The sequence below is a fragment of the Exiguobacterium sp. ZWU0009 genome, from assembly GCF_000798935.2.
GTDB classification, from domain to species: Bacteria; Bacillota; Bacilli; order Exiguobacteriales; family Exiguobacteriaceae; genus Exiguobacterium_A; species Exiguobacterium_A acetylicum.
In genome coordinates this window covers 3,078,848-3,093,293 of record NZ_CP018057.1, presented here as the reverse complement: position 1 = coordinate 3,093,293, position 14,446 = coordinate 3,078,848, and the positions used below count along the sequence as shown (strand labels likewise).

At 47.3% G+C, this 14,446-nt stretch carries 17 protein-coding genes; 10 read left to right on the top strand and 7 right to left on the bottom strand.

The window, feature by feature from the left end; translation table 11 throughout:
• Nucleotides 1–7: 7 nt before the first annotated feature.
• Both L985_RS16005 and L985_RS16000 read right to left on the bottom strand, forming a co-directional pair.
• A complete protein-coding gene (locus L985_RS16005) occupies nt 8–961 on the bottom strand; it encodes a LacI family DNA-binding transcriptional regulator (protein ID WP_029342915.1) in 954 nt (317 codons plus the stop codon).
• Nucleotides 962–978: 17 nt separating this feature from the next.
• Complete coding sequence (locus tag L985_RS16000) at nt 979–1,239, bottom strand: hypothetical protein (RefSeq protein ID WP_029342914.1); 261 nt, start codon at nt 1,237–1,239, stop codon at nt 979–981.
• Between the two features lie 170 nt (nt 1,240–1,409).
• Between L985_RS16000 and L985_RS15995 the strand changes: the two genes are divergently transcribed.
• Nucleotides 1,410–1,868 (top strand): MarR family winged helix-turn-helix transcriptional regulator, encoded by a 459-nt coding sequence (locus tag L985_RS15995; RefSeq protein ID WP_029342913.1) that lies wholly within the window; start codon nt 1,410–1,412, stop codon nt 1,866–1,868.
• A 146-nt stretch (nt 1,869–2,014) separates the two neighbouring features.
• Nucleotides 2,015–2,647 carry an NAD(P)H-dependent oxidoreductase gene (locus L985_RS15990; protein ID WP_023469709.1) on the top strand — a complete coding sequence of 211 codons (633 nt, stop codon included), beginning with the start codon at nt 2,015–2,017 and terminating at the stop codon, nt 2,645–2,647.
• Nucleotides 2,648–2,697: 50 nt separating this feature from the next.
• On the opposite strand, the gene L985_RS15985 is transcribed toward L985_RS15990, so the two are convergent.
• Nucleotides 2,698–3,423 carry a WecB/TagA/CpsF family glycosyltransferase gene (locus L985_RS15985; RefSeq protein WP_047390691.1) on the bottom strand — a complete coding sequence of 242 codons (726 nt, stop codon included), beginning with the start codon at nt 3,421–3,423 and terminating at the stop codon, nt 2,698–2,700.
• Nucleotides 3,424–3,503: 80 nt separating this feature from the next.
• On the opposite strand from L985_RS15985, the gene L985_RS15980 reads away from it, so the two are divergent.
• The gene (locus tag L985_RS15980; protein ID WP_029342911.1) at nt 3,504–4,163 is read left to right on the top strand and encodes a uracil-DNA glycosylase; all 660 of its coding nucleotides are present in this window, start codon (nt 3,504–3,506) and stop codon (nt 4,161–4,163) included.
• Nucleotides 4,164–4,213: 50 nt separating this feature from the next.
• Here the strand turns inward: L985_RS15980 and L985_RS15975 are convergent, their stop codons facing one another.
• A complete protein-coding gene (locus L985_RS15975) occupies nt 4,214–5,044 on the bottom strand; it encodes a Cof-type HAD-IIB family hydrolase (RefSeq protein WP_029342910.1) in 831 nt (276 codons plus the stop codon).
• A 178-nt stretch (nt 5,045–5,222) separates the two neighbouring features.
• On the opposite strand from L985_RS15975, the gene L985_RS15970 reads away from it, so the two are divergent.
• From L985_RS15970 to L985_RS15945, 6 genes are all read left to right on the top strand, one after another.
• Nucleotides 5,223–6,428 carry a hypothetical protein gene (locus L985_RS15970; protein WP_235609846.1) on the top strand — a complete coding sequence of 402 codons (1,206 nt, stop codon included), beginning with the start codon at nt 5,223–5,225 and terminating at the stop codon, nt 6,426–6,428.
• A gap of 20 nt (nt 6,429–6,448) precedes the next feature.
• Nucleotides 6,449–7,141 carry a response regulator transcription factor gene (locus tag L985_RS15965; RefSeq protein WP_023469704.1) on the top strand — a complete coding sequence of 231 codons (693 nt, stop codon included), beginning with the start codon at nt 6,449–6,451 and terminating at the stop codon, nt 7,139–7,141.
• Between the two features lie 23 nt (nt 7,142–7,164).
• Entirely contained in the window at nt 7,165–8,523 is a 1,359-nt protein-coding gene (locus L985_RS15960) for a sensor histidine kinase (protein ID WP_231925667.1), read from the top strand.
• Nucleotides 8,524–8,616: 93 nt separating this feature from the next.
• Nucleotides 8,617–8,994 (top strand): DUF1499 domain-containing protein, encoded by a 378-nt coding sequence (locus tag L985_RS15955; RefSeq protein WP_029342907.1) that lies wholly within the window; start codon nt 8,617–8,619, stop codon nt 8,992–8,994.
• Nucleotides 8,991–10,418, top strand: coding sequence for a dihydrolipoyl dehydrogenase family protein (locus L985_RS15950; RefSeq protein ID WP_029342906.1), 1,428 nt, complete (start codon nt 8,991–8,993; stop codon nt 10,416–10,418). Before L985_RS15955 ends, L985_RS15950 begins: the two co-directional genes overlap by 4 nt.
• Nucleotides 10,419–10,421: 3 nt before the next feature.
• Entirely contained in the window at nt 10,422–10,955 is a 534-nt protein-coding gene (locus L985_RS15945; RefSeq protein WP_029342905.1) for a DUF420 domain-containing protein, read from the top strand.
• Between the two features lie 42 nt (nt 10,956–10,997).
• On the opposite strand, the gene motB is transcribed toward L985_RS15945, so the two are convergent.
• The 3 genes from motB to L985_RS15930 all read right to left on the bottom strand — a co-directional run bounded on the left by motB (nt 10,998) and on the right by L985_RS15930 (nt 12,863).
• Nucleotides 10,998–11,765 (bottom strand): flagellar motor protein MotB, encoded by a 768-nt coding sequence (motB, locus tag L985_RS15940; protein ID WP_029342904.1) that lies wholly within the window; start codon nt 11,763–11,765, stop codon nt 10,998–11,000.
• Nucleotides 11,740–12,525 carry a flagellar motor stator protein MotA gene (gene motA / locus L985_RS15935; protein ID WP_029342903.1) on the bottom strand — a complete coding sequence of 262 codons (786 nt, stop codon included), beginning with the start codon at nt 12,523–12,525 and terminating at the stop codon, nt 11,740–11,742. Before motA ends, motB begins: the two co-directional genes overlap by 26 nt.
• Nucleotides 12,526–12,623: 98 nt before the next feature.
• Nucleotides 12,624–12,863, bottom strand: coding sequence for a hypothetical protein (locus L985_RS15930; RefSeq protein WP_023469697.1), 240 nt, complete (start codon nt 12,861–12,863; stop codon nt 12,624–12,626).
• 160 nt (nt 12,864–13,023) lie between these two features.
• On the opposite strand from L985_RS15930, the gene L985_RS15925 reads away from it, so the two are divergent.
• A complete protein-coding gene (locus L985_RS15925) occupies nt 13,024–14,415 on the top strand; it encodes a TrkH family potassium uptake protein (protein WP_047390699.1) in 1,392 nt (463 codons plus the stop codon).
• Nucleotides 14,416–14,446 lie beyond the last annotated feature (31 nt).

Below are 14,446 nucleotides of genomic sequence, written 5' to 3'. Positions count from 1 at the left end.
TATGGATTCAGGTATGAGGAAGAACGGTCGTTCCATCAATGAACGCCGAAGGAACTTCGATTTGTGGACGAGCAACAAGATCTTCACGGATGGTTAATTGAAAAGCATGTCGTCCGATCGTGGCATACGGAATCGCGATGGTCGTCATCGCTAAGACTTCAGCGAGTTCACTTCCATCAAAACCAATGACAGACAGGTCTCCGGGAACCTGATAGCCTTGTTTTCGGAGTTCCAAGATCAGACCCGCTGCGACGTGATCACTTGCGGTCAAGATGGCGGTCGGTCGTTGTTTTTGTTGCATCCAACGCCTTGCGATAGTCGCGCCATCTTCAATCGTCAAGGTCTGTTCATAGACGAATTCGTCACGCACGACCTCTTGATACGCATGTTTACGTGCCAAGCTATTCGTGCTGTCCGGTCGCCCAAGACAGATGCCGATGCTCGTATGTCCTTGTTGTCGCAGATGTGAAAGTCCTTGTTGAAAGGCCGTATAGTGATCGATATAGACGGCAGCGACATCTTCATGGTGTTCACAAAAGACGATGGGTCCATAACGTTCATATGGTAAAATCGCTGATAACGGAAGACTGTGCGACACGACGATGAGTGCGTCGATTTCCTGTTGTGCCAGCGCATCCAGTGCCAGTTGCTCATGCGTTTCCACATAATTCGTTTGCCACGTCAAGAACCGATAACTCGCGTCAAAGGCAGCTTGTGCGATGCCTTGAAGAATAGCAGCGTGATACGGATGATCAACGAACGGGAGCATGACTCCGACCGTTTTTGTCATACCTGTCGATAGATGAACGGCAGTCTGATTACGGATATATCCGAGTTTTTCGATGGCTTCTCGAACAGCTTGTCGTTTCTCGTTCGCCACATAAGGGTGATCATTTAGTACACGTGAGACTGTCGTAACGGACACGTTGGCTTCACGTGCCAAGTCTCGGATGTTCGTCATCGCGCATCCCTCCTGGATTACATCTTACGAGATAATCGTCGTTCAAGTCGGCGCCAATCCTGTCGAGAGACGGGAGCCGAAAATGGAGCTGTCTGCTCAGCCAGTTCATTGATTTTTGAGAGCAGTCGCGTTTTTTCTTGAGGAGACAAATCAGGGTATTGATCGACCAACGTGTGCTGACACAAATAATAGCCTGCTGGTGTATGCAATTGTTCGATGGCCCACTCAAAAGCAACATTTCGTTTAAACAGCTGGATTAATCGTGTATGAATCGACATGATATTACCTCCTTTTTAGTGTATATCAAGACGATAGGCTATGAAACGCGTTTCACGGCAAGAACTATTTTTACGCAGCGAATCGATTGGAAAAATTCAGCAAGAATTGACCAGGTAGACAAAGAAGTCTATGATTGTGACGATACAACACAAAGAGGGGCGAACGTAAAATGGAATCGACAGACTCGAAGCTGGCATTGAAAATGCTCGTTGTTCTATCTCGGACGATGCATGCGGTGACGGAGCAAGTGAAGGCAGACATCAAAACACATCAGTTGAATTTATCGGAATTCGGCGTTCTGGAATTGCTGTACCACAAAGGGGACACGCCTCTACAACAAATTGGCGATAAAATTCTATTAACGAGCGGAAGTGTGACGTATGTCGTGGATAAACTTGAAAAGCGTGGGTTGATTGCGCGAAAATCATGTGCGACGGATCGTCGTGTCACGTTTGGGACATTAACCGAAGCTGGGCGCGAACTAATGGAAGAGACATTCCCAAAACACGAAGCCTTTTTAGCAGACCTATTCAAGGATTTGTCGGTTTCTGAAAAGGAACAATTGATTGATCAGTTAAAACGAATCGGTTTACGAGCCGAACATTATACGCCGCTCGAAAATGTGTAAGAATTAGCACTTATAAGATCAAGCAAGCTCAAGTCACGGACTTGGGCTTTTTTTTATTCGTTAAGAAGTCAAACTAATTGACAAACGAAAAGGTGGTTGGTATGTTTAGTTACAGAATTTACTTTAAATAAAAGGGAGAAATAATAATGACTAAATTACTTTATGTAACTGTTAACCCGAAAGCTACAGAACACTCTTTCAGCCTTCAAGTCGGCGAAGCATTCCTCGAAAGCTACAAAGCAGCGAATCCTTCAGCTGAAGTAGAAGTTCTTGATCTATATAACGAAACAGTCCAAGAAATCGACACAGACGTGTTAAGCGCATGGGGCAAATTCGCAACTGGCGAAGAATTAACAGAAGTGGAGATCGCAAAAGTTGGTACGATGACAAAACATCTCGAGCAATACATGGAAGCAGATGAGTATGTCTTCGTCACACCAATGTGGAACTTCTCTTTCCCAGCACGTCTCAAAATGTACATCGACAGCGTTCTTCTTGCAGGTAAAACATTCGCTTACACTGCAGAAGGTCCAAAAGGTTTGATGGAAGGCAAAAAAGCACTCCACATCCAAGCAACAGGCGGCGTCTACACAGGATCTGGTCTCAACTTCGGTGATGACTACCTCCGTCAAGCACTTGCTTTCACTGGTGTAACAGACTACGATGCACTCTTCATCGAAGGTATGGCAATGAACCCAGAAAAAGCAGAAGAAATCAAAGAAGCAGCAATCGCTAAAGCGAAAGAACTCGGTCGTTCATTCTCGACTGTCAACGCATAAGATAAGCGTAGAAAAGGCTCCCGCCGTGTCGGGAGCCTTTTTGTGTGCTCTCAAGAGAGCGTTGATTTTTTACGAAGCACGAGCGTCAGGAAAAGTAACAAATCCTTGAGTTTCTCGAATCCACGAGGGTGCGTCGAGATACGATAGAGCCACTCTAGCTTGAAGCGACGGAATAATTTAGGCGCACGTTTACTATGTCCTGACCAGACGTCGAACGCACCACCAACACCGATGAAGATGCCGTGATCGACTTGATCATAGATGGAAGCAATCCATTCTTCCTGTTTTGGCGCACCTAGCGCGACGAGAACAAGATCAGCGTCTGCTTCTGTAATGGCTTTCGTTGCTTCTTCTGTCTTTCCAAAACCATGAAACGTTCCAACGAAGTGGATGTTCGGAAAACGAATCGATAACTGACGGATCAGCGATTTCATAACTTCCGGGCGTCCACCGAGTAAAAAGACACGCTTCTCGAGTGCGTCTGCCGTCCGCAATAGTTCACGTGCGGTCTCGATTCCTGGCAATGTCGCAGTGAGCGGTGCTCCCATCCGTTTACTGGCAGCGGTCACACCGATTCCGTCTGGTGTGATGAACGTCGCCCGTCGTAAAATGGCTTCGTAGGAAGGTTCACGCAATGCACGCAATACGAGCTCTGGATTTGCGGTGACAAGAAAGGCTTTTCCGCGGTCGTGTAAGATTGTTTTAATATGGGTATACCATTGCGAAGGTGCCGCATCGACGAATGGTAGTCCGAATAATTGTTTTGTCTGAATCATAGTTTTCCACCTCATCATCCATCATAGCAGAATCAAGACGGACGAACAGCGACTTGAGGCTGAAAAAGGAGCGGATTCACATGCATCCATCTTGGCAAACCGTGTTAAAAGAAGAAAAGGAAAAACCCTACTTTCAAGAACTGTGGGCTTTTTTGAAGGAAGCCTATCAAACGACGACTGTCTATCCTCCGAAGGACCGGATCTTTCATGCGTTTGATGCGGTCGCGCCAGAAGATGTCCGGTGCGTCATTTTAGGGCAAGATCCTTATCATGGTCCGCGACAGGCGAATGGACTCAGCTTTTCCGTCCATGACGGAGTTCCGATTCCTCCGTCCCTTCGAAACATGTATAAAGAACTCGTCGCGGATATCGGTTGTCCGGTACCGACATCCGGAAATCTCGAAGCATGGTCTCAGCAAGGAGTATTCTTACTCAATACGTCGCTTACGGTTGAGGAGGGGAAAGCAGGATCCCATGCTAAAAAAGGTTGGGCACAGTTCACGGATCGGGTCATCGAAGTATTAGGAACACAGACACAACCGATCGTGTTCATCCTCTGGGGGAATCACGCGAAGAGTAAAAAAGCGCTGATCGATACGGATCGTCATCTTGTTCTTGAAGCCGTTCATCCGAGCCCTTTATCAGCGAGTCGTGGATTTTTCGGTAGTAAACCGTATTCACAGACGAATGCCTGGCTCAAAGAGCAGGGGAGAGAACCGATCGACTGGTGTTTGTCGTAAATCAAAAGCGTGTGTTCCGTTGAATGCGGAACACACGCTTTTTGAGTTAATTAACGGCTTGAAACGGTTGGTTCTTCATCCATCATGAACTTTTCGACGACGAGAGCAACACCATCTTCATCGTTCGAAGCAGTCATATACTGTGCTTTTTCTTTGACGGTATCGGCTGCATTCGCCATCGCGACGCCAAGACCTGCCCATTCGATCATCGATAGATCGTTGTTGCCGTCTCCACAAGCAATGACTTCTTCTTGAGCGATTCCCAGTTTTTCAGACAGTAAGGCAAGGCTTGTGCCTTTTGTCACACCATCTTCTGTGAATTCAAGGAAAAATGGCTTCGAGCGAGCTACCGCGAGTTCACCCGCAAGTTCCTGTTGAAGCGTCTGTTCGACGCGCGCAAGGTGCGTCTCTTCTGCCATCATTAAACACTTGACGACAGGTGTTTGAATCGCTGCTTTAAAATCAGCGACAGGAATGACCTCCATGCCTGTCAATTGTCCTTCGAGCGTCGTATATTCATTCGGTTCCTCTGTCAGGATCTCATGTCCGACATACGTGTGGATATAGACACCCTCCCGTTTACTTAAATCGTCGAGACGGTGGACCGTCTCCGGGGAAAGTGTGCTGAGGAAGAGCGACTCGTTCGTTTTACAATCGATGATGGACGCGCCATTGAAGCTTAGGATGTAACTTCCATAGCGTGCGAGTTCTAGTTCTTTTGCGAGATCGAGCATGGCAAAAGTCGGACGACCGCTAGCGAGCACAACCTTCTTCCCGCGACGTTGCGCAGCGAGTAAAGCTTCTTTCGTACGTGGTGAAATCGTATGGTCACTTGTCAACAAGGTATCATCTAAATCGAGAACAATCATTTTATATGTCATACATTCAAACCCCTTTCAATTATCTGTATATCGTAACAACTTGTACCCCGTTCGACAATATACTCTCCTCGAAGAGAGTATGATAAAGTGGAAACAGAGCCCGTACGGAAAGGATTCCAACTTTATGAAATATCTCTTCATAGTCATATCAAGTCTATTATTAGCAGGTTGTAGTACGATGTTTCCGCATCCTGCCTCTCTACTCGAACATCCGTCCCTTCCGGCATGGGAGCAGTCGTTGAAAGAACGGATTGACCGCGATTTGCCGAAACAGGCAGAAATCGTGGCACCACGAAATCAAGCGGTATCACGCCTATACGAACTCGTCGACTTAGATCGAAACGGTAAAGATGAAGCGATCACCTTCTACCGTAGCGAGCAGGACGGGCGCTTCACGATTCATCTGCTCGTCCATGAGCGACAAGGCGAAAAATGGCGACTCGTGACGCGACAGACGGTAGCTGACGGTCGAGCCATCGATCGACTCGAAGTCATAACTGACGCACGACATAAACAAAACCACCTGGTCATCGGTATTACCAGTTATGGTGAAAATACGTTATACATCATTGAACAGTTACTATCGAAGCAACGAGACGTCACGAAAGTCGATCGATACGATCGTCTGTCGGTAGCTGATTTGAATCAAGATCGAGAGCGGGATATGGTGCTTCTGCAAAAGGGCAGTCCGTCTCGTTTGATCTATTATAAAGACATCCTGTCGAAAGAGCACCAAGAGACGACGCTTTCGACGCAGGATGGCGATTTATTCGCAGAACATGATTTATTTGAAGTCGATACGATCAATGCTGCTCGGAATAAAGGCTTGATCGTCTCGTATACACGCGATGCAAAAATGCACATTGCATTATTCCGCTTAGCGAACGATACGTTGGAACAGATCCGTTTCGGTCAGGTCGACGAGATCGTCGAACCGATGTACACCTTCCCGAAAGATGTCGATCAAGACGGAATCGTCGAGTTTGGTCATCAATATACGCCAGAAGGTAGTAAAGGGCGTGAAGGAGAACCGAAACCACGCATCACGGCATACTACACATGGAATGGGTCAGATAATCCGCCATTTCTCGAGAGCGGGTTCGAACTGCGAGAAGAGCAATACATCGATCAAGAATACAATTTCGTCATGCGGTTCCCTGCCAACTGGGCGACGCGTGAAACGATCGAAAAACGCGAAAATCGTGTTCGGTTCATCAATCGGGAAACGAAGCAGATTGATTTCGAATTAGAGGTCATTCCGAAGAATCAATACATTGCCAATGATCAAAAACGAAAAATCAAAGAAGGTATCGATTATGTCTATGTGATTGATGCGACGAAGGATTATGAAGTGTTCGTCAATCGTGTCACACTCGTGGAATAAAGAATCAGGGGGAGAAGAGAATGACCAAAATACTAGTAGCCGAGGATGAACATGCGATTCGCAGTTTCATTGTCATTAATTTGAAACGGGCAGGCTATGATGTCATCGAGGCGGAGAATGGGAAAGAAGCGCTTGCGCAGTTTGATCAACAAACCTTCGATATTCTGTTACTCGATATCATGATGCCGGAAGTCGACGGTTTTGCCGTCTGTGAACAGGCGCGGGCAAAGGATGAGGTCGTCGGGATCATCATGCTGACGGCACGAACACGAGAAGAGGATAAAGTCATGGGACTGAGCGTAGGCGCGGACGACTACATCGCGAAGCCATTCAGTCCAGCAGAGCTACTCGCGCGCATCCAGTCGCTCCTGCGACGGGTAGAGACGTTACGTCGTCGGAAACAGCCGCGTGAACTCGTCTCTGGACCGTTCCGGATTGATTTAGGGGCGAAGCGCGTCCAAAAAGAAGGTGTCGACGTCGAAGTGACGCCAACTGAATACGATTTACTTTGCCACTTCATCAAAAACGAAGATCAAGTCATGTCGCGAGATGAGTTACTCGATGCGGTATGGGGTGAGAATTACTTTGGTGATCGGAAGACGGTTGATGTCAACATTCGCCGTCTTCGTCAAAAAATCGAAGAGAATCCAGCGGAACCGAAGTTCATCGAAACATTGTGGGGACATGGATACAAGTGGCGTAACGAAGAATGAAGCGCCAGATATTGATGCGGTTCATGACGATTATCACGGTGACAGTCTTACTCGTCATCGGGATCCTCTCGTTCGTGACCTATAACTATTACTACGTGACGGCGACGGATGTCTTGAAACGTCATGCGAATGCGAGTGCTGTCTTATTTGCGAATAGCGGTCTTGCTTATGATTACGCCGATTCAGAAGCGACGATCCATGATGTACTCGACTCTTACGCTTATCCAGACGCTGAGATCGAAGTGTTGGATGCGACAGGGATTCCGCGTTACTCTTCGACTGGATTCATCTCAGAACGGAAGTTGACGCGAGAGGCGGTCAATCAAGTAAGGGCGGGACAGACCGTCACGAAACGATATGACGATGAGACAACGGGAGAACATTTACTGGAAGTAACAGAACCTGTCGTGTCGTTCGGTCAGACGACGGGAGCGCTTCGTTATACGACGTCGCTTGAGCGAATCGACCGACGTGTGATCGAAATTTGTTTAGCGATCGTCCTCCTGGGTACAGTAATTTGGGGACTTGCCTTCATCTATTCCTCACGTCTCGTCTCGTCGATCGTCCGACCGATTCAAGAAGTCATCGGTGCATCGGACCAAATCGCGAAACAGCATTACGACGTCAAGGTGAACGAGGAATACTCGTTCGAGCTTGGAGAATTAGCGCGGACGATCAATTATATGGGGCAACAGATCAAACAGCAGGAAACGTTGAAAGATGAATTCATTTCTGGTATTTCTCATGAATTGCGGACACCGCTGACATCAATCAAAGGCTGGAGTGAAACGTTACTCGTCGAACAGGATCAGTTGCCGGAAGAGGCGTCGCTTGGGATGGGCATCATTCATTCGGAGACGGAGCGTTTGATTTCGCTCGTTGAGCAGTTACTCGATTTCTCAAAACTCGAGACGAGTCGCCTCGTCTTATATCGTCAGGAAGTCAATTTGACAGAAATCATCGAGACCGTGACGGCGCAACTTCGTCAAAAGCTAGAAGAAAAAAATGTCCAGATCGTACAGAAGTTACCGGCGCAAGTCGTTGGTTTATACGACGAAAACCGATTAAAACAAGTCTTCTTGAACCTGCTTGATAATGCGATCCGCTTTTCTCCAGTCGGTGGCACGATCACCATTCGACTCGTTCGTTCAGAGCGTGTGTTGTTCCTCTCCTTCAGTGATGAAGGTCCCGGCATTCCGAAAGAGCACTTACGTCACGTCACAGAAAAGTTCTATCAAGTGCAAAAAGGAAAGGGCGGAACAGGGCTCGGACTATCGATTTGTCGAGAACTCGTCGAAGCACATGAAGGCAAGCTATTCATTGATAATCAGCCGGAAGGTGGCGTCATTGCGACGATTCTGTTACCTGTCACGAAAGCGTAAACACTGAGACGGGCAGAGTGAAACAGAAACTGGTAAAGTTAAGTGGATTATAGTACAAAATGGATCAGATGATAGGAAACGGAGGAATCAGTCATGGCACTTGGTGTTTCAAATGGTACGCTTCAACCGCTCTCCGGAAAACCGAACGCGGTATCTACTCAAACCGATCTACAGGAAATGAAAATGCGACCGCTCCCGTTCAAAGGAACGCTTGCAGATTCGAAGTTTCAACTCTTACGCATCCTTCAAAGCCTCGACCGCGTCAAAGTCGTCAAGGAAGAAGGAACATACATTCACGCTATCTTCACGAGTAAAGTCTTTCGCTTCAAGGATGACGTCGAATTTTACTTCGATGAAGCCGCACAGGTGATTCACTTCCGTTCGGCATCACGTGTCGGGTACTCCGACTGGGGCGTCAACCGTAAACGAATGGAAGACATCACACGTCGTTATGAGGAGGGCTCACGATGAAGACCTATCAATTAGTTGTTATCGGTGGTGGTGCGGCCGGAATGACGATTGCTGCCGGTGCAGCAAGTCTCGGCGCGCACGTCGCCCTGATCGAACGCCATACGCATCTAGGTGGAGATTGTCTTCACTACGGTTGTGTTCCTTCAAAGGCTTTGATCGAAGCGGCGCACGATGTTCATGTCATGAAGCGGACGGCTGAAAAGTACAATGTGACGCTGAACGGAGACGCGGTCTATTCTAAAACGAAAGCAAGCGTCGATCGGGCACGTAACATCATTCAATCACACGATGGAACGAAACGGTTCGAAGACCTTGGTGTCGATGTCTATATCGGAGAAGCGACATTCCTCAGTGCTCATGAAGTGGAAGTGGCGGGACAGCTTGTCGTAGGTGAGAAGTTTGCGATCTCGACGGGATCGCAACCAATCATTCCACCGATTGACGGACTCGATACGATTGATTATTTAACGAACGAGACGATTTTCGAATTGACGGAGCGTCCGGAGCGACTGCTCGTCATCGGTGGTGGTGCGATTGGTCTTGAGTTATCGCAAGCGTATGCGCATCTTGGAACAGAAGTCACGGTCATCGAGGGTATGAAGACGTTACTCGGAAAAGAAGATCGCGACATGGTCGAAGTCATTCAACGTCAGCTCGAACAAGAATTGACATTACATCTCGATACGAAGGTCACGCACGTCCGCAAGTCGGCGGGGGGCATCGAAGTGACGGTCGAAGCGAACGGCGAATCACGTGTCATCGAAACGGATGCCGTGCTTGTCGCGGTCGGTCGTAAGCCACGCATCGAAGCACTACGTCTCGATCGAGCCGGTGTACACGTCGAAAAAGGATTCGTCCAGGTCGATGGTTCACTTCGCACAAGTCAACGACACATCTTTGCGGTCGGAGATACGATCAACTCGCTCCCATTTACGCATGTCGCAGGGCTTGAAGGAAAAACGGTCGTCACGAATGCTTTATTCGGTCTACGGACGAAGCCGGATTATCGGGCGGTTCCATGGGTCACATTCACGACGCCTGAATTATTCCATCTCGGATTGACGGAAGACGAGGCACGCAAGAAACATGGGGAGATCAAGGTCTATCAGACCGGTCTCGATGAAGTCGATCGTTTCGTCATCAATGGTCAGACAGAAGGGCGCGTCAAGCTCATCGCCGATAAGCGTGGAAAACTGATTGGAGCACATGCAATCGGAGAACAAGCGGGTGAGTGGATGCAAGAAGTCGTCTATGCGATGGCACGTAAAGATAAGGTCGGTCAATTGTCGCGTGTCGTCCACCCATATCCGATCCGTGGTGCTGCTGTTCAGCGTGCTGCTGATGTCTACTGGCGTGAACGTCTATTCGCTGGTCCGATCCCAAAATGGTTGAAACGTTATTTCGACTGGAAACAAGGAGAATGATTCATGCAACAACCTGCTACTAAACGGAATTTCGTTCCGCTCGTCATCCTGCTGACGCTTGTCATCAATTTGCTCGTGGCCCTTTTATTCTTTGCGCCACCAGTACAAGTTGATTCAGGATTCGATTGGACGTTGCTTCCTTTTTTGAATGCCATCTTCAATAGTTTTACCTTCATGCTGTTGCTCGGCGCTTGGATTTCCATTCGTCGTGGCAATCGGGTGAATCATCGTCGCTTCATTGGTGGTGCGATGATGACGACGACTTTATTCTTAATTTCGTACGTCACGTATCACGCCGTCAGTGAATCGACGAAATTCGGGGGCGAAGGTTTCGTTCGCCCTGTCTATTTCTTTATCCTGATTACGCACATCATCCTAGCTGCAGTCATCGTTCCACTTGTCTTGATGTCACTCGCGCACGCTGTGAATCAAAACTTCGAGAAGCATAAAAAGTGGACACGCTTTACGATGCCGCTTTGGTTATACGTCAGTTTGACCGGTGTCATCGTCTATATCATGATTCGTCCGTATTATTAAAAAAAGCTCCTTCGAGGCAACCACGAAGGAGCTTTTTTACGTTCAGGATTCGACTTTTGTTTCGTCGAGTACATTCGCTTTTAAGTCGATCAATGGTCGAATCAACACTTCGACGCGTCGATTCTGACTGCGACCTGCTTCCGTTTGATTGGACGCGATTGGTTGGAATTCACCGTAACCGCTGACGGTGAAGCGTTTTGGTTCAAGCTTTGGATTCCGTTGTAAGGCACGCATGAAACTGATCGCCCGGTCCGCACTCAGTTCCCAGTTCGACGGATACTGTGCTGTGTTGATTGGAATATTATCTGTATGTCCAGACACTTGAATCTGACGTTGCCCGGCTTTGACGAGTAGTGCACTCATCCCCTCTGCGATTTGAAGCGAGCGTCCTCTTACTTCTGCTTGAGCTGGTGAGAACAGTGCGCGGTCGCGAATCGTAAAGACGAGTCCTTCATTCGTGATTTCGACCTTGATGTCTTTTTCAAGTTTTTCATTCTTAATGTATTGATTGGCTTCTTCTTTGATTTTTTCGAGTTCTGCGATTTCATAGCTTTGTGCCTTCGTCCGCGCATCGAGTTTTTTCGAATCCTCTTCTTCTTGAGTAGAAAGTGAGCTGTTCGTGATCATTCCTGAGCCACCGTTGAAGACAGAGCTAAACGATTGGGACATCGCTTTTAGCTTCACGGCATCGACATTACTCGAAGCAAAAAGTACGATGAAGAGTGCCAGAAGTAAGGTCAATAAGTCGGCGTACGGAATTAACCAGCCTTCGGAGATATGTTCGTCATGCGGCTTCTTTTTCCGCTTCATAGTTCGCACGCTCCTTCGGTGTCAAGTACACAAGTAGCTTATCCTCTAAGTTTTTCGGTGATTCACCGTTTTGAATCGAGAGAATCCCTTCAATCATCATCTCGTATAATTGAATCTCGTTCGCTGATTTTTGCTTCAGCTTCGTTGCGAACGGGAACCACAGGACGTATCCGGTGAAAATCCCGAATAGTGTTGCGATGAAGGCACCTGAAATGGCGTGACCTAATTTTTCGATATCCGATAAATCGGATAAGGCGGCAACGAGACCGACAACGGCACCGAGAACCCCGAGCGTTGGTGCGTAAGTACCGGCTTGCGTGAAAATGTTCGCATTTGCATGATGGCGTTCCGTCATGTTTTCGAGATCACGTGTCATGACGTCCTCGACATATTCGGATGGTTGTCCATCGATGACCATCATGACGCCACGCTTCATGAAGGCATTATCGACTTCTTCAAGTGCTGACTCGAGAGATAACAGACCTTCTTTACGTGCTTGTGTCGAGAGTGTCAAAAATTGTCCGAGCAACACTTGTTTTGTCATCAGCTTTTGTTCGAATAAGATGACTTTAAACAAGGCAGGTAAGACTTTCAATCGTTCCTTCGGGAAGGAAATCATGATGGCAGCTGCTGTCCCGACGAAGATGATGACGAGGGCTGCTGGGTTAAGTAAAGCGACGGGAGGCGCACCTTTTAAGATCATACCTCCGACTAGTGTGATGAGACCAAGAATGATCCCGATGATCGACACGATATCCATGATTGATGTGTGCCACCTTTCTGTATGTAATCCGTATAGGAACGAAAAATAAAAGAGCAGAAGACACTTCTTCTGCTCGGAAATCCAAAAACCGAGAATCAAGCGCCGTTTTCGTCGATTAGCATTTGAATGCTTTCGTTTCGTTCGTCACGCTCTATATCGGTCAGTACGTCGTATTTTTTTAACACTTGATACAATTCATTTAGAATCGGTTGCTCCAAATGTAATGATAAGAGTTCCTCGAATTGATAATACAATTGCGCAGGCATCCATTGTGATTGTCGTTCCAGCCTTCGCCAGACATCCTCAATCGAATGATCAGCCGTCTTAGGGTCCACTGTTTCCCTCAACCTCCTTTAATGATTACACGTCCACTTTTATCTAGTTTACCAAAAAAATACGAAAACGTTTAGTCGATTGCATATTTCAATAGAACTTCTTAATTCGAGGGAGTATGATAAAGACAATTCTGTCTGAAAACAATCTAGGGGGAGTAAGATGTTCTCGCATAAAAGACGTTCACGACTCGCACGCTTCGGGCGTTTAGGTGAATTGATGTATCATCAGCTGTTCGATAAACCGGCACGTTTTATCGCAACTGGCTTTACATTGACGATTTTACTGGGTGGTTTTTTATTGTGGCTTCCGATCTCGCAGCAAGAGGGGCAAGATGTATCATTCATCGATTGCCTATTCGTTGCGACATCGGCAGGAACCGTCACAGGACTGTCACCGATTAATATTGCCGAATCCTATAATTTACTCGGTCAAATCATCATGATGCTCTTAATTCAGGTCGGTGGACTTGGATTCATGACGATCGCGCTCGTCTTGCTCAGCGTCACGGGACGAAAAATCGGGATTCGTCAGCGGATCATTATCCAAGAGATGTTTAATCTCGATAGTCCGGGCGGAACGATTCGTCTCGTTCGTAATATCATCGTCACGACGGTCCTCGTTGAGATCGTCGGCATGTTTTTGATTGCGCTTGATTTGTTCATTCAATACAAATACAGCTTCGGAAAAGCACTCTATTACGGTTTGTTCCACGCCGTATCTGCCTTCAACAATGCAGGATTCGCACTTTGGGGTGATAATCTAATCGGTTTCCAACAAGATACGACATTCATTCTGACGATTGCAGCGCTCTTGATGATTGGTGGTCTTGGTTTTACGGTCATCGCGGATATCGCTGGTAAACGAAACTTCAAGAAAATTTCGCTCCATTCTAAATTGATGGTGCTATCACTACTCGTCATCAATGGACTAGGTGTTTTAGCAATGATGCTCTACGAGTGGGTTTCGAACTTGGGTTCATTAAAAGATGACTCGTTCTTCAGTGCGCTCCATATCGTGTTCTTTCAAGTCGTCACGACACGAACGGCTGGTTTCCAGACGATCGATTTAACGACGATGGTGCCGCTCTCGATCGGTTTGATGATGGTTTTGATGTACATCGGGGCAGGTTCCGCATCAACAGGTTCCGGGATCAAGGTCACGACGGCAGCGGTCATCTTGAAGAATGTCTGGACGTATATACGCGGACAGCGTGAAACGGTTCTGATGCGACGGACTGTTCAGACGCAAGCGATTCAAAAGGCATATGCGATTGCTGTCTTCAGTTTATTGTTCATCGCTTTGATCACGACGTTCCTGGCATTGACCCAGCCGAATATTTCCTTTATTGGTCTATTCTTTGAGACCGTTTCGGCATTTGGAACAGTTGGTCTTTCTTTGAACGTAACAGCTGAGCTCAATAGCTTTGGTAAGTTTTTGATCATGTTCATGATGCTACTCGGACGTGTCGGCTCCTTGACGATTCTGTTCACGTTCGCGACGCAACGAGACCGGACGATTCGTTATCCAAAAGAAAATATGTTGATCGGGTAACCGATTTAAAAAGTCCAATCGACTTCCCTTG